We start from the raw sequence: 23,780 nt of genomic DNA on the forward strand, positions 1-23,780 counted from the left end.
AAGAATGGCAGTCCATCAGGCCCGCAAGCGGTTCGGTCAGAATTTCCTGACCGATGAAAGTGTGATTGAATCCATTGTGCGGGCGGTCAGCCCTGCGCGAGACGATAAGGTCATTGAAATCGGACCGGGCCTGTCTGCGCTCACCGGGCCGTTGCATGACCGCGTTGCGCATCTGGATGTGATCGAGATAGATCGCGATCTGGCTGCGCGCCTGCGCAAGCGCTTTGCCCCCGAACGGCTGACGGTGCATGAAGCCGACGCGCTGAAGGTGGATTTTGCCGCTTTCGGCAAAGACCTGCGCGTTGTCGGCAATCTTCCCTACAATATTTCCAGCCCATTGCTATTTCATCTGGTCGGGTTTGCCGATCATGTTCGCGATCAGCATTTCATGCTGCAGAAAGAAGTTATCGCGCGCATGGTGGCTCATCCGGGTGATGGCGACTACGGCAGGCTGTCGGTCATGCTGCAGGTGCGCTACGATATGCAGCATCTGTTTGATGTGCCGCCCGAGGCGTTTGATCCGCCTCCCAAAGTGACCTCTGCCATTGTACGTATGGTGCCTTTGCCGCCGACGCGCGCACAGGCAAAAAGCGAACGTGCATTCTCCCAGGTGGTGGCGCGGGCGTTTTCGCAGCGGCGCAAAATGTTGCGCCGGGTGCTGGCAGACTGGCAGATAGACTGGGTTGGGGTTGATATCAAGGAGACCGCCAGGGCAGAAGAATTGTCGGTGGCTGACTATATCCGCCTGGCTGACTACCTTGTCGAGCAAGGCGTTCTGGCCTGACGGCACGCGTTGCCGCGCGCATCCTGTGACGCCGTAAATCTGTGACGTTGCCGGCATGCTGCCAAAGGCGTTGGCCCGGCTTTTTGATCCGACTTTTAATTGTTATGCAGCATTGCTTAGCGGCAGTGTTCAGCGGTATCGCTGAACAACAGCGGGCAGGCGCATTCCTTGCAGCCGCGCGCCCGCGCATTTGCGTTCTTACCGGGCTTGGCGCCCCGCCAGAAAAACCGCAACAATGTCCCGGCTACGCTGCATCAACAACTGTCGGGTCTGCTGCATGGTATCTTTCAGTGACATCGGCCCGCCGGGCAGGCTGAACGCCGCCGTAATGCCGCCATCATAGACTTTGGCGAAATCTTCATGCAATGAACCGGCCAGTGCGATCAGTGGCACCTGGTGTTTTTGGGTCAGGGCGGCAATACCGGCAATGGTCTTGCCGCGCAGGGTTTGTGCATCCAGCCGCCCTTCGCCGGTAATGACCAGATCGGCCTTTTGTATGTGTTCGTCCAGGCCGGCATATTCGGCCACCACCTCTACGCCTGGCTTGAACACTGCTTTCAGATAGGCCAGCGCGGCAAAGCCCAGCCCGCCCGCAGCACCGGCGCCAGGCTGTTCACGCACATCCTGTCCGGTCGCCTGTGCGGTCATATCGGCAAAATGGCTTAGCGCGGCATCCAGAAACTGCACATCATCCGCGTTGGCGCCTTTTTGCGGACCGAAGATGGCCGAAGCACCATGGTCGCCGCACAAGGGATTGTTCACATCGGAGGCAATCAGCCATTCTGTTTTCGCAACCCGAGGATCCAGACCGGACAGATCAATGGTTGCCAGTTCGTAAAGGGCGGCAGGTCCCTGTTCCAATGGCTTGCCGGCCTTGTCCAGAAACCGGATCCCCAGCGCGCTGAGCAGGCCGGTGCCGGCATCATTGGTGGCCGAACCGCCAAGCCCCAGTACAATTCGCCGGGCGCCCTGATCCAGGGCGGCGGAGACCAACTGACCCAGGCCATAGGTGCTGGCGCGCCGCACATCGCGTTTGTCTTCGGTAATCTGCTCCAGGCCTGCCGCGCTGGCCATTTCAATCACGGCGGTGTCGTCATGCAGCATGATCCAGGCAGCCGTAATCGGTTCACCCAGCGCGTTGACGGTGTTCAGCGTCTGCAGCGGAGCACCGGTGCTGCCTGCAATGGCTTCAACGGTTCCTTCGCCACCGTCGGCCATCGGCATCAGTACCAGGGTGGCATCAGGGGCCACCGTTTTGATGCCATCGGCAATGGCCTGGGCGACCCCGGACGAGGACAGGCTCTCTTTGAACGAGTCCGGGGCAATCACGATATAAAGTGGTTCAGTCATCAAGAAAATCATCCATGCAGAGCAGTTTCATGCTGTTGGTTGCACCGATCACGCCATAGTGGTCTCCTTGCAGGAGCAACACCCAGTCGCCGCGATTGAGTGGTTGATATTTAAGCAGTTGCGCCATCGCGGCCCGCGCTACATCGGTATCAGTGACCGCGGCCGGGTCAAAGTGCACCGGATATACGCCACGGAAAATAGCAACGCGGTTACGGGTGCTGTCATGTGGGGTGAGGCAGTAAATGGGGACGCCTGAGCGAATGCGCGACATGATAAGCGGAGTATGGCCACTTTCGCTTAGCGAGATAATGGCGCGCACCTGATGAAAATGGTTGGCCGCATACATGGCTGCCAGCGCGATGGTTTCATCAAAGCGCGTAAACGTTTCGCCAAGCCGGTGGCCCGATTGCGTGGTGGTCGGATGTTTTTCGGCGCCTACGCAGATGCGTGCCATGGCCTTGACCGTTTCCACCGGATACAGGCCCGAAGCGCTTTCACCCGACAACATGACCGCATCGGTGTAATCGAGGACGGCGTTGGCGACATCGGACACTTCGGCACGGGTCGGGAACGGATGATTGATCATCGATTCCATCATTTGCGTGGCGGTAATCACAAATTTATTCAAGGTGCGCGCGTGGCGAATGATTTTTTTCTGGATGCCGACCAGCTCGGCATCGCCCACTTCCACGCCCAGGTCCCCGCGTGCAACCATGACGCCGTCACTGGCGGTAATCAGCTCGTCCAGGGCCTGATCGTCGGCGACCGCTTCGGCCCGTTCGATCTTGGCAATGATCCAGGCCGAACTGCCGGCCTCCTGAACCAGACGCCGGGCTTCTTCCATATCCCGGCCGTAGCGCGGGAAAGACACGGCAACAAAATCCACACCAATCTCTGCGGCCAGCATAATATCGGCCTTGTCTTTTTCTGTCAGGCTTGGTGCCGACAGTCCGCCGCCACGCCGATTGATGCCCTTGTTGTTGGACAGCTCACCGCCCGAGGTGACCGTTGTGTAGACGTTCTGGCCTTCGATACGCACCACTTCAAGTATGATCCGGCCATCGTCCAGCAGCAATTCGTCACCCGGCCGGCAATCGGTCACCAGTTCCGGATAATCGATACCGACGATTTGCGCCGTGCCCTTGTCATAAGGATAGTCGTTGGAGAGGATGAATTCCTGGCCCAGTTCCAGCATGACTTTCTGGTTTTCAAAACGGGCGATGCGGATTTTCGGACCCTGCAGGTCGCCCAGAATCGCAATATGCACGTCAAGCTTGGCTTCCAGCTTGCGAATGATCCGGGCGCGTTCGCGATGGTCTTGCGCCTCTCCGTGAGAAAAATTAAAGCGGGCAACGTTCATGCCCGCCAGAATCATGGCTTCGATCTGGGCTTCGGATGCGGTGGCGGGGCCCAGTGTGGCAACAATCTTGGTACGACGTCTGGTGCTAAGCTGCGTAGTCATGTAGGCGATTCCTTGGACGGACTCAACGGCGGGCAGCCGTTATGCTATATGTGATAAACGGCTGAGTTCAACGCAGGCCGGTGCCGGCTGCTGTCAAATCTTTTCTCTCGATCAATTCGATTTTGTATCCGTCAGGATCCTGCACAAACGCGATAACCGTTGTGCCGCCCTTGACCGGTCCGGCTTCGCGTGTGACGTTGCCACCGGCCTGTTTAACGGCCTCACAGGCGGCATAGGCATTGGGCACGCCGATAGCAATGTGGCCATAGGCATCGCCCATATCGTATTCGGTAACGCCGTGGTTATAGGTCAGTTCCAGTTCGGCCTGGTGGGGGTTGGCTTCAAAACCCAGGAATGCCAGGCTGTATTTGTACTCAGGATTTTCCGAGCGTCGCAGCAGTTTCATACCGATAACATTGGTATAGAATTCAATGGATCGTTCCAGGTTGCCGACGCGTAACATGGTGTGTAGAAATTGCATGTTGTCCTCGTAATAATGATGATGTGTTTGCGTCCCGCGGACGCGAGTTTCTATCATACACGATCGTCGTGCGCGCAGCCGGCCCGTCAGTGAGTTTGGATGGTTGTTTGCGCGCCGGCGGCGATGGTTTTGCAACTGTCATATGGTGGTGTTCGCTGATGGTGCATCGTTGCGACTTCAATGGCAAAAAAACAGGCAGTGCGCAGTATTCCATTGTCCGTTCAGATGATCACGGTGCCATGCGTTGCGGGCCAGGAAAAAAAGGGTTGAATGCTATCGCCGTGTAACGAAGACCGGGCGGCCATCACATTGCGTGTCAGGCCTGCAGGGCGGGCAGGGTAGACATATCGGTTGTTTTCAGTTTCTGCATGGCCGCTTCGTAGCCCGGCAGGATGATGCCGACTTGTTGCCAGAACCGCGCGCTGTGGTTCATTTGCTTCAAATGGGCTAGTTCATGCGCGATGACATAGTCAATAATATCCGGCGTGAAGTGGATCAGCCGCCAGTTAAGGCGAATGCTCCCGCTGCTATTGCATGAGCCCCAGCGGGCGCGGGCGCGCGACAGCCGCCATGCTTGGAACCGCAGGCCGGCATTGTTCGCAAGTGCGTGGATGCGCTGATCAAAATATTGTTGCGCCTGCGTCTGCAGCCAGTGGGCTGCTGCGGCGCGCCGCTGTTCTGCACTGGCATTGGCCGGCAAGGCAAGCCAAAGCGTGTCCTGGAGCTGGGGGGCAAAGTGGTCGCCATCGAAGCGCGCCTGGCGCGCGTCGACATCAATGTCAATTGAAATAGTCGCACCCAGATAAGGAAGTTGTGTGCAGGCAAGCCAGGACTGTTGAGCTTGGTCGGCTGTCTCGTTGCGCTGGCGCCAGAAATCCAGTTTTTTCTGGATCCACTCGGCTTTTTCCAGCACGGCCTCGTCAATCTGTTTCAGCGACACCCAATAGGGCGCCGTCACACGCAACCCTTCGCTGCCGATCACAAAGCCGATACTGCGGCGTCTGCTGCGCGCCAGGGTAAAGGTAATGAGCCCGTGCACGGTTGCCACGGTGCGCAGGCGTGCGCCATCGGGCAGGCTTGGGCCAGGCGTACGGAACAGTTCAGACTGCGACGTCATGATAGCGTTCAGGATTGAGCACGCGCATTTCACCTTCGATCCAGTCACGTACCTCTTTCATGACTTCGTCGGGCGTTCTGCCCGCCGGTTCAATGGGTGGGCCAAAGGAAATGGTAACCAGGCCCGGCTTTTTGGTAAACGGTTTTTTGGGCCAGCACTCCCCGGCATTATGCGCGACCGGAATGATCGGCGTATTGGCATGGACGGCCAGTCGCGTGCCACCCAGTTTGTAGGTGCCCGCCTGACCCGGCGGGATGCGCGTTCCTTCGGGAAAGAGCACCGGGGAACGGCCTTCGGCCAGGCGCTGTGTGCCAATTTCCATGACTTGCTGCATGGCATTTTTCCCTTTTTGCCGATTAATGGCTATATTGCGCAGACTGGCCAGGCCCCAGCCAAAGAAAGGGATGTAATTGAGCTCCTTCTTGTAGACGAAGCAGGCTGGTCGACGCGGAAACCAGGCGAAAAACATGGTTTCGTAGGTAGACTGATGTTTGCTCAGAAAAATAATTGGCGCATCAGGAATATGATGCTGCCCCTTGAGTTCGTAGCGAATGCCGACAAATATTTTGGCAGCCCATATCACCATACGTGGCCAGCCCGCGGTATAGCGATAGCGCCAGATAAAGGGCAGCGGCAAAACCAGCATGCATCCGATGGCGTAGGGCACAACGGTGATTGCCTGGAAAAGCAGGAAAAGAACAGAGCGAAGAAAAAGCATGATCAGGATTCCGTAAGCCAGCTGTCGACCACATCGGCCAGAGTCGGCCTGATTTGTACAGATTTGGGCAGACCGGGGTCGTTGCGGGTCTTCTGTCCGTTGCCGGTTTCCACCAACCAGGTCTGGCAACCGGCCACATGTGCAGCGGTGATGTCCCTGAGGGAATCGCCGACACACACGACGTCGTGGGCAGGGGCATCATAGCGTTTGAGTATTTCCAGGAACATGCCGGGCAATGGCTTGCGGCAATTGCATCCGGCATCCGGCAGATGCGGACACATGAAAATGGCGTCTATGTGGCCGCCCAACGCAGCCAGTTGTTGTTGCATTTTCTGGTGAATGGCGGTCAGGTCGTCGGGCGTGAATAACCCGCGTCCCAGGCCGGACTGATTGGTGGCCACAACCACTTTCCAGCCGGCGCGGCTAAGACGGGCAATGGCTTCAAGGCTGCCGGGCAGGGCTACCCATTCATCGGCAGATTTAATGAAGTCCGGCCGATCTTCGTTGATGACGCCGTCGCGATCAAGAATGGCCAGCTTCATTGGGCCAGCCTTGATATATCGGCCACCAGATTCATGGTGGCGTGCAGTTGCGACAGCAAGGCCAGGCGATTGTTGCGAACGGCCGGATCTTCAGCCATTACCATGACATGGGTAAAGAAATCATCCACGGCCCCCCGGGTTTGCGCCACCGCGGCCAGGCTTTTCTCAAAATGTCCCTGGGCAGCGTCAGCACGCGCCGTTGCTTCGATTCCGTGCAGCGCATCGAACAGCGCTTTTTCAGCCGGCTCAGTGAAAAGGGATGGATCAATGGCAGGCAGACTGCCTTCGGTTTTTTTCAGCAGATTGCCGATTCGTTTATTGGCGGCGGCCAGGCTTTCTGCTTCCGGCAATTGGGCAAACGCTGTTACGGCCTTGATTCTGGCGGACACTTCCTGCAGCGCAGGCTGCACGGCAATCACCGCATCCACCACCGATTTGGCATAGTCGCCGCTGAGCTGATTGCGATATCGTTCGTAGATATAGACCAGCACTTCCTCGGCTGTATCAGAATGCAGTGTGCCGGGACTGAAAGTGGTCATGGCAAAAGCCAGCAACGCAGGCAGATTAAAGCGCGTCGGGTTCGCCGGCGTGGTGGCCAGATAGCCGCCGATCGCCAGTTGTTCGATCGCACTGATAATGCCCAGCGCCGCGCGGCGCAGTCCGAACGGATCACGCTCACCGGAAGGCTGTAGCCCGATGCCCCAGATGCCGACCAGCGTTTCAATGCGCTCGGCAATAAAGAGAATGGCCGATATCAGGTTATCGTCGTTGACAGGGCTATCGAACCGAGTGCGGTACTGACCGTTGAGCGCCTGGACCACTTCGGCGGGCTCGCCGTCGGCCTGGGCGTAGTAGCCGCCCATGATACCTTGCAGCTCGGGGAATTCTCCCACCATATTGGAGGTCAGGTCGGCCTTGGCAAGCTGTGCTGCGCGATCGGCCAGGGCGACATTGGCGTTCAGGTCTTCAGCAAGGCGCGAGCTGATGCGGCGCAGGCGTTCGATACGGTCATGCTGCGAACCTAGCTTGTTGTGATAGACGATATTGTCCAGTTGCGCCACCCGCGAGGCCAGTGGCAGCTTTCTGTCCGTCTCGAAAAAGAACTCGGCATCGGCCAGACGCGGGCGAATCACCCGTTCGTTGCCCTGGACAATATGATGCGGGTCGGCCACTTGCATATTACTGACGATCAGGAATTTGTGAATAAGCCTGCCGCTGGCCGGATCGAACAGCGGAAAATACTTCTGGTTCAGGCGCATGGTCAGAATCAGGCATTCCTGTGGCACGGCAAGAAATTTCTCATCGAATTGCCCGACATAAACGGTCGGGTGCTCAACCAGGGCGGTGACCTCGTCCAGTAGTGGCGTTACTTCTGCTTCGTCACCCAGCGAAGCGCCCAACGTCTTTGCGGATGCATCAAGCTGCTGGCGGATGGCGGCGCGGCGCGCTTCGAAAGAGGCAATGACACGGCCCTTGTCGGCCAGCGTCGCGGCATAGTCATCTGCATGGGCCAGCGTGATGGGGCCTTCGCTCATGAAGCGGTGGCCGTGTGTGCTGTTGCCGGCTTCAATGCCCAGAATGGTGACGGGCAACACCGTGCTGCCGTGCAGTACGACCAGACCATGGATTGGCCGCACAAAGCGTACGCTCGTCTGGCCGTCGGCCAATTGATAACGCATGACCTTCGGAATGGGCAGGTCTGCCAAGGCCGATTCAATGGCGGCCTGCAGCACGTTTTGCAATTGCGCACCGGCAGCAGTGCCATGGGCAACCAGGTATTCCTGCTTGCCATCGGATTCGCGGGCAAGATCAGCCGGCGTCAGGTGCGACAGATTTTTCGCCGCCAGTTTTTTCTGCAGGGCCGGCGTGGCCTGGCCATTTGCGTCCAGGCCCACTTTGACAGGCATGAGTTTTTCGGAAAACGGCTGATCGGGGGCGACCGCCAGTACGCTGCTTAACTGCGCTGCCAGCCGGCGCGGGGTGGCAAAGCATTGGGTCACATTGTCTGAGCCCAGCAGATGCTGCTTGGCCAGCGCCTGCGCAAGGCTGTCGGCGAACGCCTGTCCGAGCTTTTGCAGGGCCCGCGGTGGAAGTTCTTCGGTAAACAGTTCAACAAGTAAGGGCGAATTCATGATACTGCCTTGTTATTCTTGAGCATAGGGAAGCCGAGTTGCTCGCGTGAATCATAGTAAGCCTGGGCGACCTTGCGCGACAGATTGCGGATGCGGCCGATATAGGCTGCGCGTTCCGTTACGCTGATGGCGCCGCGCGCATCAAGCATATTGAATGTGTGGGCGGCCTTCAGCACTGACTCATACGCGGGCAGGGCCAGCGGAATCTCCACCAGACGGGCGGCTTCTTTTTCGTAGTCGTTAAAATGCGCAAACAACATATCGGTATTGGCATATTCAAAGTTGTAGGTGGACTGTTCCACCTCGTTCTGGTGAAACACATCGCGATACAGCACTTTTTCACCACTGGGCCGCACGGTCCAGACCAGATCGTAAACGCTTTCCACATCCTGAAGATACATTGCCAGCCGTTCCAGACCGTATGTGATTTCACCCAGGGTAGCGGGGCAGTCCAGGCCGCCCACCTGTTGGAAATAGGTAAACTGGGTCACTTCCATGCCATTGAGCCAGACTTCCCAGCCCAGTCCCCAGGCGCCGAGCGTGGGATTTTCCCAATCATCTTCGACGAAGCGGATGTCGTGCTCCTGCGGGTTGATGCCCAGTGCCTTCAGAGATCCGATGTACAGATCCAGGATATCCGGCGGCGCTGGCTTGAGGACAACCTGATATTGGTAATAATGCTGCAGACGGTTGGGATTTTCGCCATAGCGACCATCTTTGGGGCGGCGTGACGGCTGCACATAGGCAGCGTGCCACGGCTCGGGTCCGATGGCGCGCAGAAACGTGGCGGTGTGCGATGTACCGGCTCCCACTTCCATATCGTAGGGCTGCAGCAGGGCGCAGCCTTGGGTATCCCAGTATTCCTGGAGTTTCAGGATAATCTGCTGAAAAGTTAGCATGGACGGACTCAAGATAATTAGAAAAAGCTGAATCGCCGATTTTAACGGATTTGCCGCGGTATTCGGCTGTTTCTTGCGAGATGGCAACCATATGGGCGGATTTTGCGCGCGGAATGATTTAAAGTTCTGGTATCCCGAAAATGGCAGTCTGGAGCTCTCATGTCTGAATTAATCAAGTCCGAAATACGTGGTCGCGTCCTTATTCTGACGATCAATCGTCCCGAGGCGCGCAATGCACTCACCTACGACACTTCATTTGCGCTGGCCGATGCGCTGGACCGGCTTGATGCCGATGACAATCTGACCGTCGGTATTTTACGCGGTGAAGGCAATACCTTCTGCTCTGGCATGGATCTGAAGGAATTTGCCCGTACCCAACGCCGCGCGGTGGTTCCTGGGCGCGGGCTGGGCGGACTGGCCGAAGCGCCGCCGGCCAAACCGCTGATTGCCGCCGTTGAAGGCTATGCCCTGGCCGGCGGATTTGAGCTGGCCCTGGCCTGCGACCTGATTGTCGCCGCCAATAACGCCAGTTTCGGACTGCCCGAAGTCAAGCGCGGACTGGTTCCCGGGTCGGGCGGCATGTTGCGCCTGCCGCGCCGCCTGCCTTACCACGTTGCCATGGAAGCGCTGCTGACTGGCGATATGATTGCCGCCAAGCGCGCGCACGAGCTCGGTTTGGTCAACGATCTGGTGGAACCCGGCACGGCACTGGAAGCTGCGTTAAAATTGGCCGAGAAAATCGCTGCAAACGGTCCACTGGCGGTTCGCACGGTCAAGCAGATCGTGACCGAATCACTGGACTGGCGCACAGACGATATGTTTGCCCTGCAGAACCCCCGCATGGCCCACATTTTTTCATCGGAAGATGCCAAGGAAGGCGCCACTGCCTTCGCCGAAAAACGCCCTCCCGTCTGGAAGGGCAGGTAACTTTTACTAGCAAATACATTCAATCATGACAACTGTAATCAAACAAGATGATCTGATCCAGTCTATTGCAGATGCAATTCAGTTCATCAGCTACTACCATCCGGCCGATTATATTCAGCATCTGGCCCGTGCTTATGAACGCGAGCAAAGTGCGGCAGCCAAAGACGCAATTGCCCAGATTCTGACCAACTCGCGTATGTGCGCCGAGGGCAAGCGTCCTATCTGCCAGGATACGGGCATTGTGAATGTATTCCTGAAAGTGGGCATGGACGTGCGTTTCGATCTGTCCTGTACCTTGCAGGAAGCGTGTGATGAAGGGGTGCGTCGCGGTTACCTGGATCCGGACAACAAACTGCGTGCGTCGGTGCTTTCTGATCCGATTTTCGACCGCAAAAATACCAAGGACAACACGCCCTGTATTTTGCATGTGGAACTGGTGCCGGGCAATACGGTCGATGTACAGGTCGCTTCCAAGGGAGGCGGTTCCGAAAATAAATCCAAGTTTGCCATGCTCAACCCCAGCGACTCCATTGTGGATTGGGTATTGAAAACTGTGCCACTCATGGGGGCTGGCTGGTGCCCGCCAGGCATGCTGGGCATCGGCGTTGGCGGCACGGCTGAAAAAGCCATGCTGATGGCCAAGCAGTCGCTGATGGAAGACATCGACATGTACGAGCTGCTGGCCCGCGGTCCGCAAAACAAACTGGAAGAGTTGCGGATCGAACTGTACGAAAAAGTCAATGCATTGGGTATTGGTGCGCAGGGCCTGGGCGGCCTGACCACGGTGCTGGATATCAAGATCAGTACCTATCCGACCCATGCGGCCTCTAAACCCATCGCCATGATTCCCAACTGCGCGGCGACCCGCCACGTGCATTTTGTGCTGGACGGATCGGGCGTGGCGAACCTGACGCCGCCATCGCTGTCCGACTGGCCTGACGTGCACTGGGCCCCTGACTACAATGCCTCCAAGCAGGTGAACCTGGATACGCTGACCAAAGAAGAAGTGGCCAGCTGGCAGCCCGGTCAGACGCTGCTCTTGAACGGCAAGATGCTCACCGGCCGCGACGCGGCACATAAGCGCATTCAGGACATGCTGGCAAAAGGCGAACCGCTGCCGGTCGATTTCACCAACCGCGTCATTTATTATGTGGGGCCGGTCGATCCGGTGCGCGATGAAGTGGTGGGGCCTGCAGGTCCAACGACAGCCACTCGCATGGACAAATTCACTGACATGATGCTGGAGAAAACCGGTTTGATCGCGATGATCGGTAAGGCCGAACGCGGTCCGGTCGCCATCGAATCAATCAAGAATCATCGTTCTGCCTATCTGATGGCAGTGGGCGGGTCGGCCTATCTGGTGTCCAAAGCCATTCGCGGCGCCAAAGTGGTTGGGTTCGAAGACCTGGGCATGGAAGCCATTTACGAATTCGATGTCAAGGATATGCCGGTGACGGTTGCCGTCGACTCCAGTGGCACCTCGGTGCACAAGACGGGGCCGCGCGAGTGGCAGGCGAAAATCGGTATTATTCCGGTACCTGCCTGATGCGTTGAAGATTCGTTTAGGCGAAAAAGGAAAGGCCTGCAGCCTGGCGCTGCAGGTTTTTTTTGTTTGGATCATCCTGCCGATGGCGTCATGGCGTTGCGAACGCCGCCATGGGTGCCGGTTCAGTCCGGATGGATGGGCCTGGCCAACGTTAGGTTGTGGCAAGGTGCTGTCATCATCGTCAACGCACCAGCCCCTGTTTTTTCAGCCAATCCTGGATCAGACCTGATATCTGCCGGGAATTGGAGTCCATCATCAGCATGTGGCTGTTGCCGTGGATTCCCTGTGCCGGCAGATCCAACAGGTCACCGTGGCCGCCGGCGCGGTTCAGTGCGGCACGGAAACGCTCCTGTCGTTCCTTGATGCTCTTCCAAAATGGGTAGTCCTGAATGTAATCACCCCAAACCCATAGCATCGGCACTTCACGCAAGGGCGTCAGATCTGTTTTATCCGGGTCTGGCGAACCGCTGGGTTCGACCAGCACCACGCCCTTGACTTTGTCTGGGTACTTTAGCGCAGATGTGAGCGCAAAATTGCCACCCTGGCTGTGCACCACAATCACGCATGGGCAGGCTTGTTGTACATACTGGTCGTAGGCTTGCTGCGTGCGCTCGTCGTTTGTCGCCCAGCGCGGGATGCTTTGCTTGGCGAACTGGTCGAAAGCGGCGATTGGAAACAGGGTACCGGGGATTGCCTGTCGTGCTTTCGGGTCACTCGCATAGGTCTTGCCAATGCGGAACAATTCCCAGGCTTCCTTTTTGGTGCGGAACACGGGTTCGCTCTGGAATATTTCAGGATAGCGCGCCCATGATGCACGGCCACGCTCGACCGCATCGCTCACATACACACTCCAGCCGTCGTGCAAAAAATCCATTTCCCAGCCTGGTTTACCGTCAGGTTTGGTTTCATACGTCGTACCCGATAGTCCACCGCCGTGCCACATCAGCATGGGCACACTGGCCCGCGGTTTTTCCAGGATGGTGTAACGGGTGTACATTTGTCCGGCGACGAAATCGCCATTGGGATTTAACGTTACCGGAGGCGAACCCGGGCTGTACACCATTTTCTTGGTTGGCAAGCCTTTGAGTGTGACCGGCTCGCCACCGATGTGATAGCTGCCGACTTCCTTTACGTTTAGTCCGCCTGTTTGTGCGCACCCGGCCAATAGTGCGAAGGCAGGCAGCGCCACCGCTGCAGTTCGCATAGCAATACTCATGTTGTCTCCTCTTGCGGCATATCCCCGGTGAACGCCAATTGCGCCAGGCACTCGGCCGCTTGACGAGTGTGCCAACACCAGGGTCAGTATTTATTTCGAACGATTATAAGCTGCCCTGGCCATGAGCCAGTCAGGTGTAGTGGATATTTGCTGCAACGTAATCTGTGTCTGCTTTGTGCAGCCAAAGGTTGACGCAAGGGATATTGCGATGATAATTTCTAATCAAAAGCTTATAGGCAAATCCATGTAGCGAAAGGCCGTACAGCTGTAAAACTACAAAGGTCGCACAGCTATAAAACGCTCCGACGGCGCATTCAAGTACCGCCGCTGCAGAACGAACCAACTTATTGCCGTTGTAATTGGTTACACAATGATCCTGATTGTGGCCAAGGATCGTTCGTTTCAAGACAGCGGCTTTGGGTATTTCCTAATTGTTTCCCTGATCTACGGTCTGTAACCTTGCGCTGTTCAAGTCAGCCCCCGCATGATTGCGGCACGAGGCTGGCTTTTTACCTTATTTTCAAAGGAACTGTAATGAAGATAAATGCGACACGCATGATTCTGACAGCCCTGCTAGGTGGACTTGCGACAACAGCGCAGGCGGCAGGCACACTGGTCTATTGCTCAGAAGGCAGCCCGGCCGGTTTTGATACAGCACAATATAGCGCCGGTACCGATTTCGATGTCTCTGCCGAAACAGTCTACAACGGGCTGGTGGGTTTCGAGCGTGGCTCCACTGAAGTGATCCCGGCACTGGCTGAAAAATGGGATATTTCCGAAGACGGGCTGGTGTACACCTTCCATCTGCGCCCAGGCGTCAAGTTTCAGACTTCGCGCTTTTTCACCCCCACCCGCGGCCTGACTGCAGATGACGTGGTGTATACGTTTCAGCGAATGATGAGTAAGGATCATCCGTTTCGTAAGGCTTATCCGACCGAGTTCCCATACTTTACTGATATGGGTTTGGACAAGAACCTGAAGTCGGTGGAAAAAGTGGATGACAATACGGTCAAGTTCACGCTGAACGAAGTGGATGCCGCTTTTGTGCAGAATATGGCCATGCCGTTTGCCATTATTCATTCCAAGGAATATATGGAAAAGCTGCTCGCCGACGGCAAACCCGAGATGATTAACCAGCAGCCGCTGGGTACCGGCCCGTTTATTTTTGAGCGCTATCAGAAAGACGCCCAAATTCGCTACAAGGCCAACAAAGATTATTGGGACAAGGCTGAAGGTCCGCTGGTGGATAATCTGATTTTCGCCATCACCAAAGATCCGTCTGTCCGCGCCCAGAAGCTCAAGGCCAATGAGTGCCAGCTGGCTTCATATCCCTTGCCAGCCGATGTTGAACGGCTCAAGCAGGATCCCAATCTGAAGGTGCAGTCCAATCCTGGCTTTAACGTGGGTTTCATTTACTACAACACTGAAAAAGAGCAATTAAAGAAACCCGAGGTGCGTATAGCGCTGGACATGGCCATTAATAAACCGGCCATTATCAAGGCGGTCTATGGCGGGCAGGGCGTGCTGGCCGATGGCCCCATGCCGTCCAGTCAGTGGTCTTATGACGACACGATCAAAAGCCGTCCGACAGACGTTGAGAAAGCCAAGGAGCTGCTCAAACAAGCCGGCTATCCCGATGGGTTTGACATGGGCTTGTGGTCTTTGCCCGTGGTGCGCCCCTATAACCCGAATGGCCGCCTGATGGCTGAAATGATTCAGTCGGACTGGGCCAAAATCGGTGTCAAGGTTAAAATCAGTACCTATGAATGGGGTGAATATCTCAAGCGTGCCAAACAGGGTACGCATGACGCCATCATGGTGGGCTGGACCGGCGATAACGGTGACCCGGATAATTGGCTGGGCAACCTGCTGTCGTGCAACTCGGTCGGTGGCGTCAACTATTCGCGCTTCTGTTATAAACCGTTTGACGAGCTGGTGGTCAAGGCCAAGCGTGTAACCGACAAGCAGGAGCGCACCCAGCTGTACAAGGAAGCCCAGAAAATCTTCCATGAACAGATGCCCATGTCTCCAATCGGCACATCGATTGTGAACGTTCCCATGAACAAGAAAGTCGAAGGCTTCAAGATTAGTCCGTTCGGCCTCTTTCAGTTCTATGGCGTCAGTCTGAAATAACAATTTCGACTATCGTAGGAGCCAAAACGAAGGCTGCCCCGACAGGGTAGCTTTCGTTTTGGCATATGTTTTTTCAGGATACGTGCAATAAACCGGTCATATCTCAAATGGCCTGCGTGTCCACGGAGGCTGGCCTCATGTTTTCCTTTATTCTCAGACGTCTGGCAATTCTGATCCCGACATTTTTCGGCATCACGATCCTGACGTTTCTTCTTATTCATATGATTCCCGGTGATCCGGTGATGACGATGCTGGGTGAACGCAATGTCGACCCGGAAATGTACAAGTCCATCATGGCGCGGCTTGGGTTGGATCAGCCGCTGCATATCCAATATCTGAACTATCTGGGCGGTTTGCTGCAGGGTGATTTTGGCAAGTCCTTTTCCAGCCAGAGTAGTGTCTGGGGAGAATTTGCAGCCTTGTTTCCGGCCACGCTGGAGCTGGGTATCTGTGCCCTGTTGTTTGGCACAGTCTTCGGCATTTTGCTTGGCGTGCTGGCCGCCATCAAGCGTGGCACGTTCCTTGACCATGGGGTCATGGGCTTGTCGCTGACCGGGTACTCCATGCCGATTTTCTGGTGGGGCCTGATGCTGATCATGCTGTTTTCGTCCTATCTGGGCTGGACGCCAGTTTCTGGCCGTATCAGCCTGACCTATGACGTGCAGCCCTATACCGGCTTCATGTTGATCGACTCGGTGATCGCGCAGATCCAGGACCCCGAATACAACAGCGGCGCTTTCCTGGATGCGGTCATGCACCTGATTTTGCCCTCTGTTGTGCTGGGAACTATTCCTCTGGCGGTCATCTCGCGGATGACCCGCTCTTCGATGCTTGAAGTCATGGGCGAAGATTATGTCCGAACAGCTAGGGCCAAAGGGCTGTCGCCACGACGAGTCATCTTTGTCCATACGTTGCGCAACGCCATGATTTCCGTGGTAACAGTGATTGGCCTGCAAATTAGCACGCTGATTGGCGGAGCCGTGCTCACGGAAACTATTTTCTCCTGGCCGGGCATCGGCAAGTGGCTGGTTGATGCCATTTTCCGGCGCGACTACCCGGTGGTGCAAAATGGCCTGTTGATCGTGGCCGTCCTGATCATCCTGGTCAATCTGGTGGTGGACATCGTTTACGGCGTTGTCAACCCACGGATCCGTCATGCAAAATAAGGACGACATCATGAATCAACTCTCTGTGGCCGAAACCAGCGCAGCAACGGCTGGCGTCATCTCGTATCCGTCTCCTTTGCGTGAGTTTATCGATAGTTTTTCCAATAACCGGGGCGCGGTCGCCGGCTTCTGTTTTCTGGTCATCATGGTTCTGGCCGCTGCGCTGGCGCCATGGCTGGCGCCGTACGACCCACTGATGCAGTTTCGTGATCATATGCTGCAGCCGCCGGCCTGGCAGCAAGGCGGTAGCGCAGCCTATCTGCTGGGCACCGACGAGGCCGGCCGGGACATTCTTTCACGACTGATGCATGGCGCACGGCTGTCGCTGGTCATTGGTTTTTCAGCAGTGGTCATCACGCTGGTGCCCGGCATTCTGCTTGGTCTGCTGGCGGCCTTTTTCCCGCATACCGCCGGGCGTTTGCTTATGCGCATGGCTGACATCATGATGTCTTTGCCATCGGTGCTGCTGGCCATTGCAATCATGGCGGTGCTCGGTCCCGGTATCACAAATGCAATGATTGCAATTGCAGTCGTAGGTTTGCCCGGTTACATGCGCATTGTGCGGGCCTCGGCCATGAGCGAGCTGAGCAAGGATTATGTCATGGCCTCTCGCGTAACCGGCGCCGGAGTGTTGCGCCTGATGTTTATCACCGTGTTGCCCAATTGCATGGCGCCGCTGATCGTGCAGGCGACACTGGGGTTCTCTTCGGCCATCCTGGATATTGCCGCCCTGGGCTTTCTGGGGCTGGGCGTGCAGCCTCCGGCGCCGGAGTGGGGCACAATGCTGGCGACGGCGCGCGATTACATTACCAGTGCCTGGTGGGTGGTCACCTTTCCCGGGCTGACCATTCTGCTCACGGTACTGGCCATCAATTTGGTGGGCGATGGTCTGCGCGATGCGCTGGATCCCAAATTGAAACGCGCGGCATAGGAGTCACGAATGAGTTTATTGAACATCCGTAACCTTTGCGTGCGGTTTGGCACCAAAGAAAAACCCTTTCTTGCTGTCGATGGCGTTGACCTGACGGTAGACGAGGGCGAGCTGCTGGGTATTGTGGGCGAGTCCGGCTCGGGCAAATCGGTGTCCATGATGGCAATGATGGGCTTGCTGGACGGGCAGGGTAACGTGACGGCGGACCAGATGCTGTTTGATGGGCAGGAATTGTCTGCGTTGACTGCCAAGCAAAAGCGCAAGATCATCGGCAAGGATATCGCCATGATTTTCCAGGATCCGATGACTGCGTTAAATCCCAGCTACACCGTAGGCTTTCAAATCGAGGAAGTGCTCAAGGTGCATATCGGCCTTGATCGCAAGGCTCGCCGCCAGCGCGCCATTGAGCTGATGCGTGAAGTGGAAATTCCCGATCCTGAACGCCGTCTGTCGGCTTATCCTCATCAGTTATCCGGAGGGATGAGTCAGCGTGTGGCCATTGCCATGGCGATAGCCTGTGAGCCGCGCCTATTGATTGCCGACGAACCTACCACTGCACTGGACGTGACGATCCAGGCGCAAATTATGGACTTGCTGCTGCGTTTGCAAAAAGAACGCGGCATGGCTCTGCTCATGATTACGCACGACCTGGCGGTTGTCTCGGAAGTTGCGCAACGCGTGGTGGTTATGTATGCAGGACAAGTCGCCGAAATGGGCGCGGTGCGGGATGTCTTTTTCGAGCCTGCTCATCCGTATACACGAGCCTTGATTGCCTCCATTCCCGAATCCTGTCGTGGTTCGCGGCGCTTGTCTACGTTGCCGGGCATGGTGCCGGGGCAATACGATCGTCCGTCGGGCTGTCTGCTCTCTCCGCGTTGTCCTATTGCCCAGGAGCGCTGTGTGCGTGAGCGTCCGGAACTAATCAGCTATGCCGACAGGGCAGTGCGCTGTCACACACCGCTGGTTCCATTGCAGGAAGTCAAGTCATGAACGATATTGTATTGAAAACAGAAAACCTGACACGCTATTATGATGTGTCGCAGGGATTTATGAAACCGCGTGCCACGCTCAAGGCGCTCAATGGCGTGTCGCTTTCATTGGAGCGTGGCAAAACCCTGGCGGTGGTGGGCGAGTCCGGTTGCGGCAAATCGACGCTGGCGCGGCAGATTACCATGATTGAAGCACCGACCTCCGGGACGTTGTGGCTGGAAGGGGACCAGGTGGATGCAGGATCGTCTTCACAGATCAAGGCCTTGCGCAGCAAGGTGCAGATGGTGTTTCAGAATCCCTATGGCTCGCTGAACCCGCGGCGCAAGATTGGCGATCAGCTGGAAGAGCCGCTGATTATCAACACCAGCCTGAAAAGCGCCGAACGCAAGGAACGCGTACGTGACATGATGCAACGCGTCGGCTTGCGGCCCGAACATTATTATCGTTACCCGCATATGTTCTCCGGCGGCCAGCGCCAGCGTGTGGCCATTGCCCGCGCGATGATGCTGCGTCCCAGTATCGTTGTGGCCGATGAACCCACCTCGGCGCTGGATGTATCCATTCAGGCCCAGGTACTCAATCTTTTCCTTGATCTGCAGGATCAATTACATACGTCATATGTATTCATTTCCCATAATCTGTCGGTGGTGGAGCATGTCGCAGACGAGGTCATGGTGATGTATCTGGGACGGATTGCAGAAAGCGGCCCCAAACAGACCGTGTATGAAAAGCCATTGCATCCCTACACGCAGGCACTGCTGTCGGCAACTCCTTCGATCTATCCGGAAAAACGGACCGTGAAAATCAAGATTGAAGGCGAACTGCCGTCACCGTTGAACCTTCCTTCAGGTTGCGCTTTCCATAAACGCTGCCCGCATGCGGTGGCACGGTGCAGTGACCAGGAGCCGGTATTGCGTGAGGTGGATGGTCGGCAGGTTGCCTGTCATCTGGCCGAGCAGTTTGTGTAATGCGTCCGCGGCTGTTCTTTGCCGCTTACGTTTCTTTGTCCGGCCGGTCTGCATAGCGGCGATATAAGGTAATGGGCTGCGCGTCGCATTCAGCCAGCCATTGGTTGACGGGTCGTTCGTGCAGCACCATGTCAGGTGCAATATCCAGCAACGGGCGCAGCACAAACGCGCGCAGGTGCATCCGCGGGTGCGGCAAAGTCAATTGCGTGCTGTCCTGCACCAGGTCGTCATAGCAGAGGATATCCAGATCCAGCGTGCGCGGTGCATTGCGATAGGGGCGTGCCCTGCCATGGTTCAGCTCAATGGCCTGCAGCGCTTGCAGCAGATCGGGTGCAGGCAGGTCGGTGGCCAGCCGGGCCACGGCGTTGATGTAGTCCGGGCCCGAAGAATCTATCGGAGCCGTCCGGTACAGGTCTGAAACCTGATGCAAAACAGTATGGGGCAGGGCGGCGATATCGTCCAGGGCCCGATACAGTGTGTCTTCACTTTCACCCAGGTTCGACCCCAGGCCAATATAGGCGCTGTGCACCTGGCTAGGAAGCCGCAGGACGGCTTGCGCTACCGGCGGCAGTATCGCCGCTGGCGTTGCCTTTGCTGGCATTGCTGCGCCGTTTACGCCGCTTGCGTGGGGCGGTCGCTGGCCCGGCCGCCTGTTGTTCAGCGGTGAGGGCTTCAATCATTTCGGTACGCTCGCCAGGATTGGCATCGGCCAGATCCATCCACCATTGCGCCAGCACGCTGTCAAATTCATTGCAGGCGGCACGCAACTGCAGGAAATCACACGCAGCGCGAAAGCGCGGTTGTTCTGTCATGCGCCAGATCTGTTTGGGTATGCGACGTTCAAAGCGCGGCTGCATAAACCAGATTTCACGCATGTCCGCAGTGTGCCGACGCTGTATGGCCATTTTACTGATGTGCGTATCGATGACCAGATCGGCGGCCTGGCTTAGCGCGGGTATTGGATGTTCCTTGCGCTCCAGATTTTTCTTCCAGTTAATATCGACCAGTCGCCACAGCAGCGCTGCAAACAAAAAGCTCGGGCTGACCGATTTGCCGGAACGAACCCGATGATCGGTGCGCTCCAGTGTTAACTGTACGAATTGTTCGCCGCCGGGCTGTCTGAGCACCTGATCGATTAGCGGCAGCACGTTTTCGTGCAGCCCTTCCTTGCGCAATTGCTCCAGCGCGACGATGGCATTACCACAGGTCAGCAGTTTGAGCGTCTCATCAAACAGGCGAGAGTCAGGCACATTTTTGATCAGGCCGGCCAGATTGCGAATCGGGGCCTGTGTTGCCGGTTCGATCGTGCCATTCAGTTTGGAGGCAAAGCGCACGGCGCGCAACATGCGCACCGGATCTTCGCGAAAACGTTTTTCCGGGTCGCCGATCATGCGGACCAGATGGTTTTTCAGGTCGGCTACGCCATTATGGTAATCGATGACGGTTTCCTTGACTGGGTCGTAATACAGCGCGTTGAGCGTGAAGTCGCGACGGGCGGCATCTTCCTGCTGCGTGCCAAACACATTGTCATTCAGAATGCGGCCATCGGCATCAGTGTGCTGGTCCCCCTGCGAGGGGGCGCGGAATGTGGAAGTCTCGATAATTTCCTGGCCGAAGACGACGTGCACCAGTTGAAAACGCCTGCCAATGATGCGGGCGCGCCGGAACAGCGGGCGGATTTCCTCGGGCGTGGCACTGGTGGCAACGTCAAAATCCTTGGGTTCGTAGCCCAGGACCAGGTCGCGCACTGCGCCGCCAACAATAAATGCATCGTAGCCCTTTTGTTGCAGCACTTCGCAGACCTTGATGGCGTTGCGCGAGACCAGGCGTCGGTCAATCTTGTGCTGCTCGTGGGAGTAGACCCGGTGTTTATCTTTCAGGACGGGCGCGGCAAAAAGCCGGCTGACGAATGTGCGAATGGTATTTTTGATCATGTGATTGTTTTTGTTGGTCCCTGTTATTGCAAAGGAAATAGATCCAGCACCGGCCAGCCTTTTTTATTTGCCAGTTCGCGTAGCGGCGGTACCGGGTTGGTTGCAACCGGATGGGTTACCGCTTCAAGCAGCGGAATATCATTCTGGGAGTCGCTGTAGAACCAGCTCTCGGTAAAGTGCTCAAGCGTCAGGCCCATGTTGCCCAGCCATTCATTGACGCGGACGATTTTGCCGGCCTGATAACTGGGCGTACCGACGACCTTGCCTGTATAGCGACCGTTTTTGTATTCCGGAACCGTGCCGATGACATGCGGAATGCCAAAGGCACGGGCAACCGGCGCGATGACAAATTCGTTGGTGGCAGACACCAGGCAACACAGGTCGCCCTGTTCCAGATGTTTTGCAACCAGAGCCACCGCCTTGTCTTGCATGGCGGGCCTGACCACTTCGTGCATGTACTGTTCGTGAAAGCGCGCCAATTCATAGGGTGTATGCAGGTTCAGAAAACTCAGCATGAATTCGACCGATTCTTCTATTTTCAGCGTACCCGCCGTGTATTTTTCCATGAGCTCATGGTTTTTTGCCTGCACGACCTTGGGATCGCCGCCCCAGCCATTGCGGGCCAGGAAATCTACCCAGTGGCGATCAGTATCGATTGGCAGCAGGGTATGGTCAAGGTCAAACAGGGCGAGTCGTTGCGTCATAGTCAAATAAGTAAATTTTTCAGGAATGTCTGGATTGAAGGTAAGATTTTAACAAGGGAACGGTGATGGATCGCTTTTCAGCAAGCGAATAGCGATCAAGAGCATCCAGCAGCGATGACAAGGCACTCATATCACGGGCGTAATAGTTGAACATCCAGTTGGTAACTTCTGCGCTAAGCGGGATGCCTTTGTCTGATGCCCGTTGCAGCAGCGCGCTGCGACGTTCATCGTCGGTCAGGGTTTCAAGGCGATAAACCAGGTCCCAGGCAAGGCGCGTGCGCAGATCTTCGCGTATTTCCAATTGGCGGGGGGCGCAAGGGCCGCTGGTCAGCAAGGTAAAAGCGTCAGGCGTATGCTGGCTGGTCTTCCACTGGTTGAACAGGCCGAACAGGGCTGCCGCCTGTGCTTCGGACAGGTTTTGCACATCGTCCACCGCGATAATGCTGCCCGGCGCGATGGGTTCGCCCGGGTCCGGCAGGATATCGGTTGCTGTATTCAGGTAGAGACCGTGCTGGCGCGTGGCAGCGCGCAGCAAATGGGTTTTGCCGCTGCCGTGTTCGCCCCAAAGATAGATGCTCTGGCCGGGTGCGACGCCAAGCAGACGGCTGACCGTTTCGCCATTGCCGCCCGTCACGAAATTGTCGAAACGGGGAGGTACGACCGGCAGGACGTCCAGGATAAGTTGTTCTTTCATGTCTTATAAAAATCACTGCGACGATACTGACCGTATACACGGCGGATCAGCACCGACAAGGCGGCGCTGATGGGCAGGGCCATCAGCACCCCGAAGAAACCGAAAATCTGTCCAAAGACAAACAGTGCAAAAATAATGACCAGTGGGTGCAGGCCGATACGCTCGCCCATGATTTTGGGTGTCAGCACCATGCCTTCCAGGATCTGCCCGAGTCCATACACGATGGCCACGGAAATCAGGCCATAATAATTGTCAAACTGCAACAGCGCCGACAAAATAGCCAGCAACAAGCCGAAAGTGACTCCCAGATAGGGAATGAACACCAGCATCCCGGTCAATACCCCAATCGGAATGGCACTTTCGAACCCGGCCAGCGACAGGCCCATACTATAGTAGAAGGCCAGAATCAGCATAACCAGGATCTGCCCGCGCAAAAAGCTGGACAACAGGCGATCAATATCGCGAAATACGCTAAGGGTACCATCCAGATAGCGTCGCGGTATGACTTCGCGGATCGACAGAATGAACTTGTCCCAGTCAAACAGCAGATAAACCAGTACCACGGGCGTGATCAGTAGGTTCACAAAAAAGAAAATGACAGCCGATCCGCTGGATTTGGCATAGGTAATAATGGTTGTTGTCAGGCTGTCGGTACCGGTTATGGCATCCTGCAGCACTTCCCGGATTTTGAGGATATCAATTTCGGCCGATACGCCAAACAGCTGGTTCAGGCGGGGGGCCAGGTTGATATTGTACTGCGCAACCCAGCCGGGCAATTGCTCAATGGCCAGCCCGACTTCCTTGCGCACCAGCGGGATGACAATCAGCAGCACTCCCAGGATGATGGCAAACAACAGGAAAAACATGATGCCGACGGCCAGCCAGCGAGGCAATTTGAGGGCGACAAGCATGTTGACGCCGGGCACGAGAATGTAGGCCAGCGCCATGCCAAGCATGAATGGAGTCAATACGGGAGACAGGACATACAGGACAACGAGTAGTACCAGGCCGACTCCTGACCAGAGAAGGGTCTGTTTCCGGCGCAAAATATATTCGTTCATCGTAAAATAAGGCCTTCCTGTTCGA

General features: G+C 56.4%; 23 protein-coding genes. 8 read left to right on the plus strand and 15 right to left on the minus strand.

Annotation, left to right across the window (positions count from 1 at the left end; translation table 11 throughout):
* The first annotated feature begins 4 nt into the window (after positions 1-4).
* Positions 5-784, plus strand: a complete 780-nt coding sequence (gene rsmA / locus EV681_RS07355) for a 16S rRNA (adenine(1518)-N(6)/adenine(1519)-N(6))-dimethyltransferase RsmA (RefSeq protein WP_128395405.1) — start codon at positions 5-7, stop codon at positions 782-784.
* Positions 785-982: 198 nt separating this feature from the next.
* Here the strand turns inward: rsmA and EV681_RS07360 are convergent, their stop codons facing one another.
* The 8 genes from EV681_RS07360 to glyQ form a co-directional block, all read right to left on the minus strand.
* The gene (locus tag EV681_RS07360) at positions 983-2,134 is read right to left on the minus strand and encodes a glycerate kinase (protein ID WP_130303623.1); all 1,152 of its coding nucleotides are present in this window, start codon (positions 2,132-2,134) and stop codon (positions 983-985) included.
* Positions 2,127-3,596, minus strand: a complete 1,470-nt coding sequence (gene pyk, locus EV681_RS07365; RefSeq protein WP_128395407.1) for a pyruvate kinase — start codon at positions 3,594-3,596, stop codon at positions 2,127-2,129. Before pyk ends, EV681_RS07360 begins: the two co-directional genes overlap by 8 nt.
* A 67-nt stretch (positions 3,597-3,663) precedes the next feature.
* Positions 3,664-4,077 carry a lactoylglutathione lyase gene (gloA, locus tag EV681_RS07370; protein ID WP_242612165.1) on the minus strand — a complete coding sequence of 138 codons (414 nt, stop codon included), beginning with the start codon at positions 4,075-4,077 and terminating at the stop codon, positions 3,664-3,666.
* Between the two features lie 316 nt (positions 4,078-4,393).
* Positions 4,394-5,194: a M48 family metallopeptidase gene (locus EV681_RS07375; RefSeq protein ID WP_130303624.1), complete on the minus strand. Its 801-nt coding sequence runs from the start codon at positions 5,192-5,194 to the stop codon at positions 4,394-4,396.
* Positions 5,178-5,912, minus strand: coding sequence for a lysophospholipid acyltransferase family protein (locus EV681_RS07380; protein WP_128395410.1), 735 nt, complete (start codon positions 5,910-5,912; stop codon positions 5,178-5,180). The genes EV681_RS07375 and EV681_RS07380 overlap by 17 nt, the downstream gene beginning before the upstream one ends.
* A gap of 2 nt (positions 5,913-5,914) precedes the next feature.
* A complete protein-coding gene (gene gmhB / locus EV681_RS07385; RefSeq protein WP_128395411.1) occupies positions 5,915-6,454 on the minus strand; it encodes a D-glycero-beta-D-manno-heptose 1,7-bisphosphate 7-phosphatase in 540 nt (179 codons plus the stop codon).
* Entirely contained in the window at positions 6,451-8,586 is a 2,136-nt protein-coding gene (gene glyS / locus EV681_RS07390) for a glycine--tRNA ligase subunit beta (protein ID WP_130303625.1), read from the minus strand. Before glyS ends, gmhB begins: the two co-directional genes overlap by 4 nt.
* The gene (gene glyQ, locus EV681_RS07395; RefSeq protein WP_128395413.1) at positions 8,583-9,485 is read right to left on the minus strand and encodes a glycine--tRNA ligase subunit alpha; all 903 of its coding nucleotides are present in this window, start codon (positions 9,483-9,485) and stop codon (positions 8,583-8,585) included. The genes glyS and glyQ overlap by 4 nt, the downstream gene beginning before the upstream one ends.
* Before the next feature lie 159 nt (positions 9,486-9,644).
* Here glyQ and EV681_RS07400 point away from each other — a divergent pair, with 159 nt between their 5' ends.
* Together EV681_RS07400 and EV681_RS07405 are read left to right on the plus strand one after the other, a co-directional pair.
* The gene (locus EV681_RS07400) at positions 9,645-10,412 is read left to right on the plus strand and encodes a crotonase/enoyl-CoA hydratase family protein (protein WP_128395414.1); all 768 of its coding nucleotides are present in this window, start codon (positions 9,645-9,647) and stop codon (positions 10,410-10,412) included.
* 25 nt (positions 10,413-10,437) lie between these two features.
* Positions 10,438-11,958, plus strand: a complete 1,521-nt coding sequence (locus EV681_RS07405; RefSeq protein WP_128395415.1) for a fumarate hydratase — start codon at positions 10,438-10,440, stop codon at positions 11,956-11,958.
* A gap of 181 nt (positions 11,959-12,139) precedes the next feature.
* Here the strand turns inward: EV681_RS07405 and EV681_RS07410 are convergent, their stop codons facing one another.
* Positions 12,140-13,174 carry an alpha/beta hydrolase gene (locus EV681_RS07410; protein WP_130303626.1) on the minus strand — a complete coding sequence of 345 codons (1,035 nt, stop codon included), beginning with the start codon at positions 13,172-13,174 and terminating at the stop codon, positions 12,140-12,142.
* A 130-nt stretch (positions 13,175-13,304) separates the two neighbouring features.
* Entirely contained in the window at positions 13,305-13,580 is a 276-nt protein-coding gene (locus tag EV681_RS07415; RefSeq protein WP_130303627.1) for a hypothetical protein, read from the minus strand.
* Between the two features lie 128 nt (positions 13,581-13,708).
* Between EV681_RS07415 and EV681_RS07420 the strand changes: the two genes are divergently transcribed.
* From EV681_RS07420 to EV681_RS07440, 5 genes are all read left to right on the plus strand, one after another.
* Positions 13,709-15,307, plus strand: a complete 1,599-nt coding sequence (locus tag EV681_RS07420) for an ABC transporter substrate-binding protein (RefSeq protein ID WP_128395417.1) — start codon at positions 13,709-13,711, stop codon at positions 15,305-15,307.
* 137 nt (positions 15,308-15,444) lie between these two features.
* The gene (locus EV681_RS07425) at positions 15,445-16,473 is read left to right on the plus strand and encodes an ABC transporter permease subunit (protein WP_128395418.1); all 1,029 of its coding nucleotides are present in this window, start codon (positions 15,445-15,447) and stop codon (positions 16,471-16,473) included.
* A gap of 7 nt (positions 16,474-16,480) precedes the next feature.
* Positions 16,481-17,404: an ABC transporter permease subunit gene (locus tag EV681_RS07430; RefSeq protein ID WP_423191200.1), complete on the plus strand. Its 924-nt coding sequence runs from the start codon at positions 16,481-16,483 to the stop codon at positions 17,402-17,404.
* Between the two features lie 9 nt (positions 17,405-17,413).
* Entirely contained in the window at positions 17,414-18,394 is a 981-nt protein-coding gene (locus EV681_RS07435; protein ID WP_130303629.1) for an ABC transporter ATP-binding protein, read from the plus strand.
* Positions 18,391-19,362: a peptide ABC transporter ATP-binding protein gene (locus EV681_RS07440; protein ID WP_130303630.1), complete on the plus strand. Its 972-nt coding sequence runs from the start codon at positions 18,391-18,393 to the stop codon at positions 19,360-19,362. Before EV681_RS07435 ends, EV681_RS07440 begins: the two co-directional genes overlap by 4 nt.
* Positions 19,363-19,387: 25 nt before the next feature.
* Here EV681_RS07440 and folK read toward each other — a convergent pair whose 3' ends face one another.
* Genes folK through EV681_RS07465 form a run of 5 tightly spaced genes read right to left on the minus strand, consistent with a single transcriptional unit; the run spans position 19,388 to position 23,755 of the window.
* Entirely contained in the window at positions 19,388-19,891 is a 504-nt protein-coding gene (gene folK / locus EV681_RS07445) for a 2-amino-4-hydroxy-6-hydroxymethyldihydropteridine diphosphokinase (RefSeq protein ID WP_128395571.1), read from the minus strand.
* A gap of 4 nt (positions 19,892-19,895) precedes the next feature.
* Entirely contained in the window at positions 19,896-21,296 is a 1,401-nt protein-coding gene (pcnB, locus tag EV681_RS07450) for a polynucleotide adenylyltransferase PcnB (RefSeq protein ID WP_128395422.1), read from the minus strand.
* Positions 21,297-21,319: 23 nt separating this feature from the next.
* On the minus strand, positions 21,320-22,000 hold the full coding sequence (locus EV681_RS07455) for an HAD family hydrolase (protein ID WP_130303631.1): 681 nt from the start codon (positions 21,998-22,000) through the stop codon (positions 21,320-21,322).
* A 19-nt stretch (positions 22,001-22,019) separates the two neighbouring features.
* Complete coding sequence (gene hda / locus EV681_RS07460) at positions 22,020-22,694, minus strand: DnaA regulatory inactivator Hda (protein WP_128395424.1); 675 nt, start codon at positions 22,692-22,694, stop codon at positions 22,020-22,022.
* The gene (locus EV681_RS07465) at positions 22,691-23,755 is read right to left on the minus strand and encodes an AI-2E family transporter (protein WP_165392969.1); all 1,065 of its coding nucleotides are present in this window, start codon (positions 23,753-23,755) and stop codon (positions 22,691-22,693) included. The genes hda and EV681_RS07465 overlap by 4 nt, the downstream gene beginning before the upstream one ends.
* Positions 23,756-23,780: the final 25 nt, after the last annotated feature.

The organism is Advenella incenata, from assembly GCF_004217095.1.
Taxonomy (GTDB): Bacteria; Pseudomonadota; Gammaproteobacteria; order Burkholderiales; family Burkholderiaceae_B; genus Advenella; species Advenella incenata.

What these genes read in the sequence shown, in the direction of transcription:
- rsmA (WP_128395405.1), top strand. Translation starts at nt 5, where the DNA reads ATGGCAGTCCATCAGGCCCGCAAGCGGTTCGGTCAGAATTTCCTGACC.
- EV681_RS07360 (WP_130303623.1), bottom strand. Translation starts at nt 2,134, where the DNA reads ATGACTGAACCACTTTATATCGTGATTGCCCCGGACTCGTTCAAAGAG.
- pyk (WP_128395407.1), bottom strand. Translation starts at nt 3,596, where the DNA reads ATGACTACGCAGCTTAGCACCAGACGTCGTACCAAGATTGTTGCCACA.
- gloA (WP_242612165.1), bottom strand. Translation starts at nt 4,077, where the DNA reads ATGCAATTTCTACACACCATGTTACGCGTCGGCAACCTGGAACGATCC.
- EV681_RS07375 (WP_130303624.1), bottom strand. Translation starts at nt 5,194, where the DNA reads ATGACGTCGCAGTCTGAACTGTTCCGTACGCCTGGCCCAAGCCTGCCC.
- EV681_RS07380 (WP_128395410.1), bottom strand. Translation starts at nt 5,912, where the DNA reads ATGCTTTTTCTTCGCTCTGTTCTTTTCCTGCTTTTCCAGGCAATCACC.
- gmhB (WP_128395411.1), bottom strand. Translation starts at nt 6,454, where the DNA reads ATGAAGCTGGCCATTCTTGATCGCGACGGCGTCATCAACGAAGATCGG.
- glyS (WP_130303625.1), bottom strand. Translation starts at nt 8,586, where the DNA reads ATGAATTCGCCCTTACTTGTTGAACTGTTTACCGAAGAACTTCCACCG.
- glyQ (WP_128395413.1), bottom strand. Translation starts at nt 9,485, where the DNA reads ATGCTAACTTTTCAGCAGATTATCCTGAAACTCCAGGAATACTGGGAT.
- EV681_RS07400 (WP_128395414.1), top strand. Translation starts at nt 9,645, where the DNA reads ATGTCTGAATTAATCAAGTCCGAAATACGTGGTCGCGTCCTTATTCTG.
- EV681_RS07405 (WP_128395415.1), top strand. Translation starts at nt 10,438, where the DNA reads ATGACAACTGTAATCAAACAAGATGATCTGATCCAGTCTATTGCAGAT.
- EV681_RS07410 (WP_130303626.1), bottom strand. Translation starts at nt 13,174, where the DNA reads ATGAGTATTGCTATGCGAACTGCAGCGGTGGCGCTGCCTGCCTTCGCA.
- EV681_RS07420 (WP_128395417.1), top strand. Translation starts at nt 13,709, where the DNA reads ATGAAGATAAATGCGACACGCATGATTCTGACAGCCCTGCTAGGTGGA.
- EV681_RS07425 (WP_128395418.1), top strand. Translation starts at nt 15,445, where the DNA reads ATGTTTTCCTTTATTCTCAGACGTCTGGCAATTCTGATCCCGACATTT.
- EV681_RS07435 (WP_130303629.1), top strand. Translation starts at nt 17,414, where the DNA reads ATGAGTTTATTGAACATCCGTAACCTTTGCGTGCGGTTTGGCACCAAA.
- EV681_RS07440 (WP_130303630.1), top strand. Translation starts at nt 18,391, where the DNA reads ATGAACGATATTGTATTGAAAACAGAAAACCTGACACGCTATTATGAT.
- pcnB (WP_128395422.1), bottom strand. Translation starts at nt 21,296, where the DNA reads ATGATCAAAAATACCATTCGCACATTCGTCAGCCGGCTTTTTGCCGCG.
- EV681_RS07455 (WP_130303631.1), bottom strand. Translation starts at nt 22,000, where the DNA reads ATGACGCAACGACTCGCCCTGTTTGACCTTGACCATACCCTGCTGCCA.
- hda (WP_128395424.1), bottom strand. Translation starts at nt 22,694, where the DNA reads ATGAAAGAACAACTTATCCTGGACGTCCTGCCGGTCGTACCTCCCCGT.
- EV681_RS07465 (WP_165392969.1), bottom strand. Translation starts at nt 23,755, where the DNA reads ATGAACGAATATATTTTGCGCCGGAAACAGACCCTTCTCTGGTCAGGA.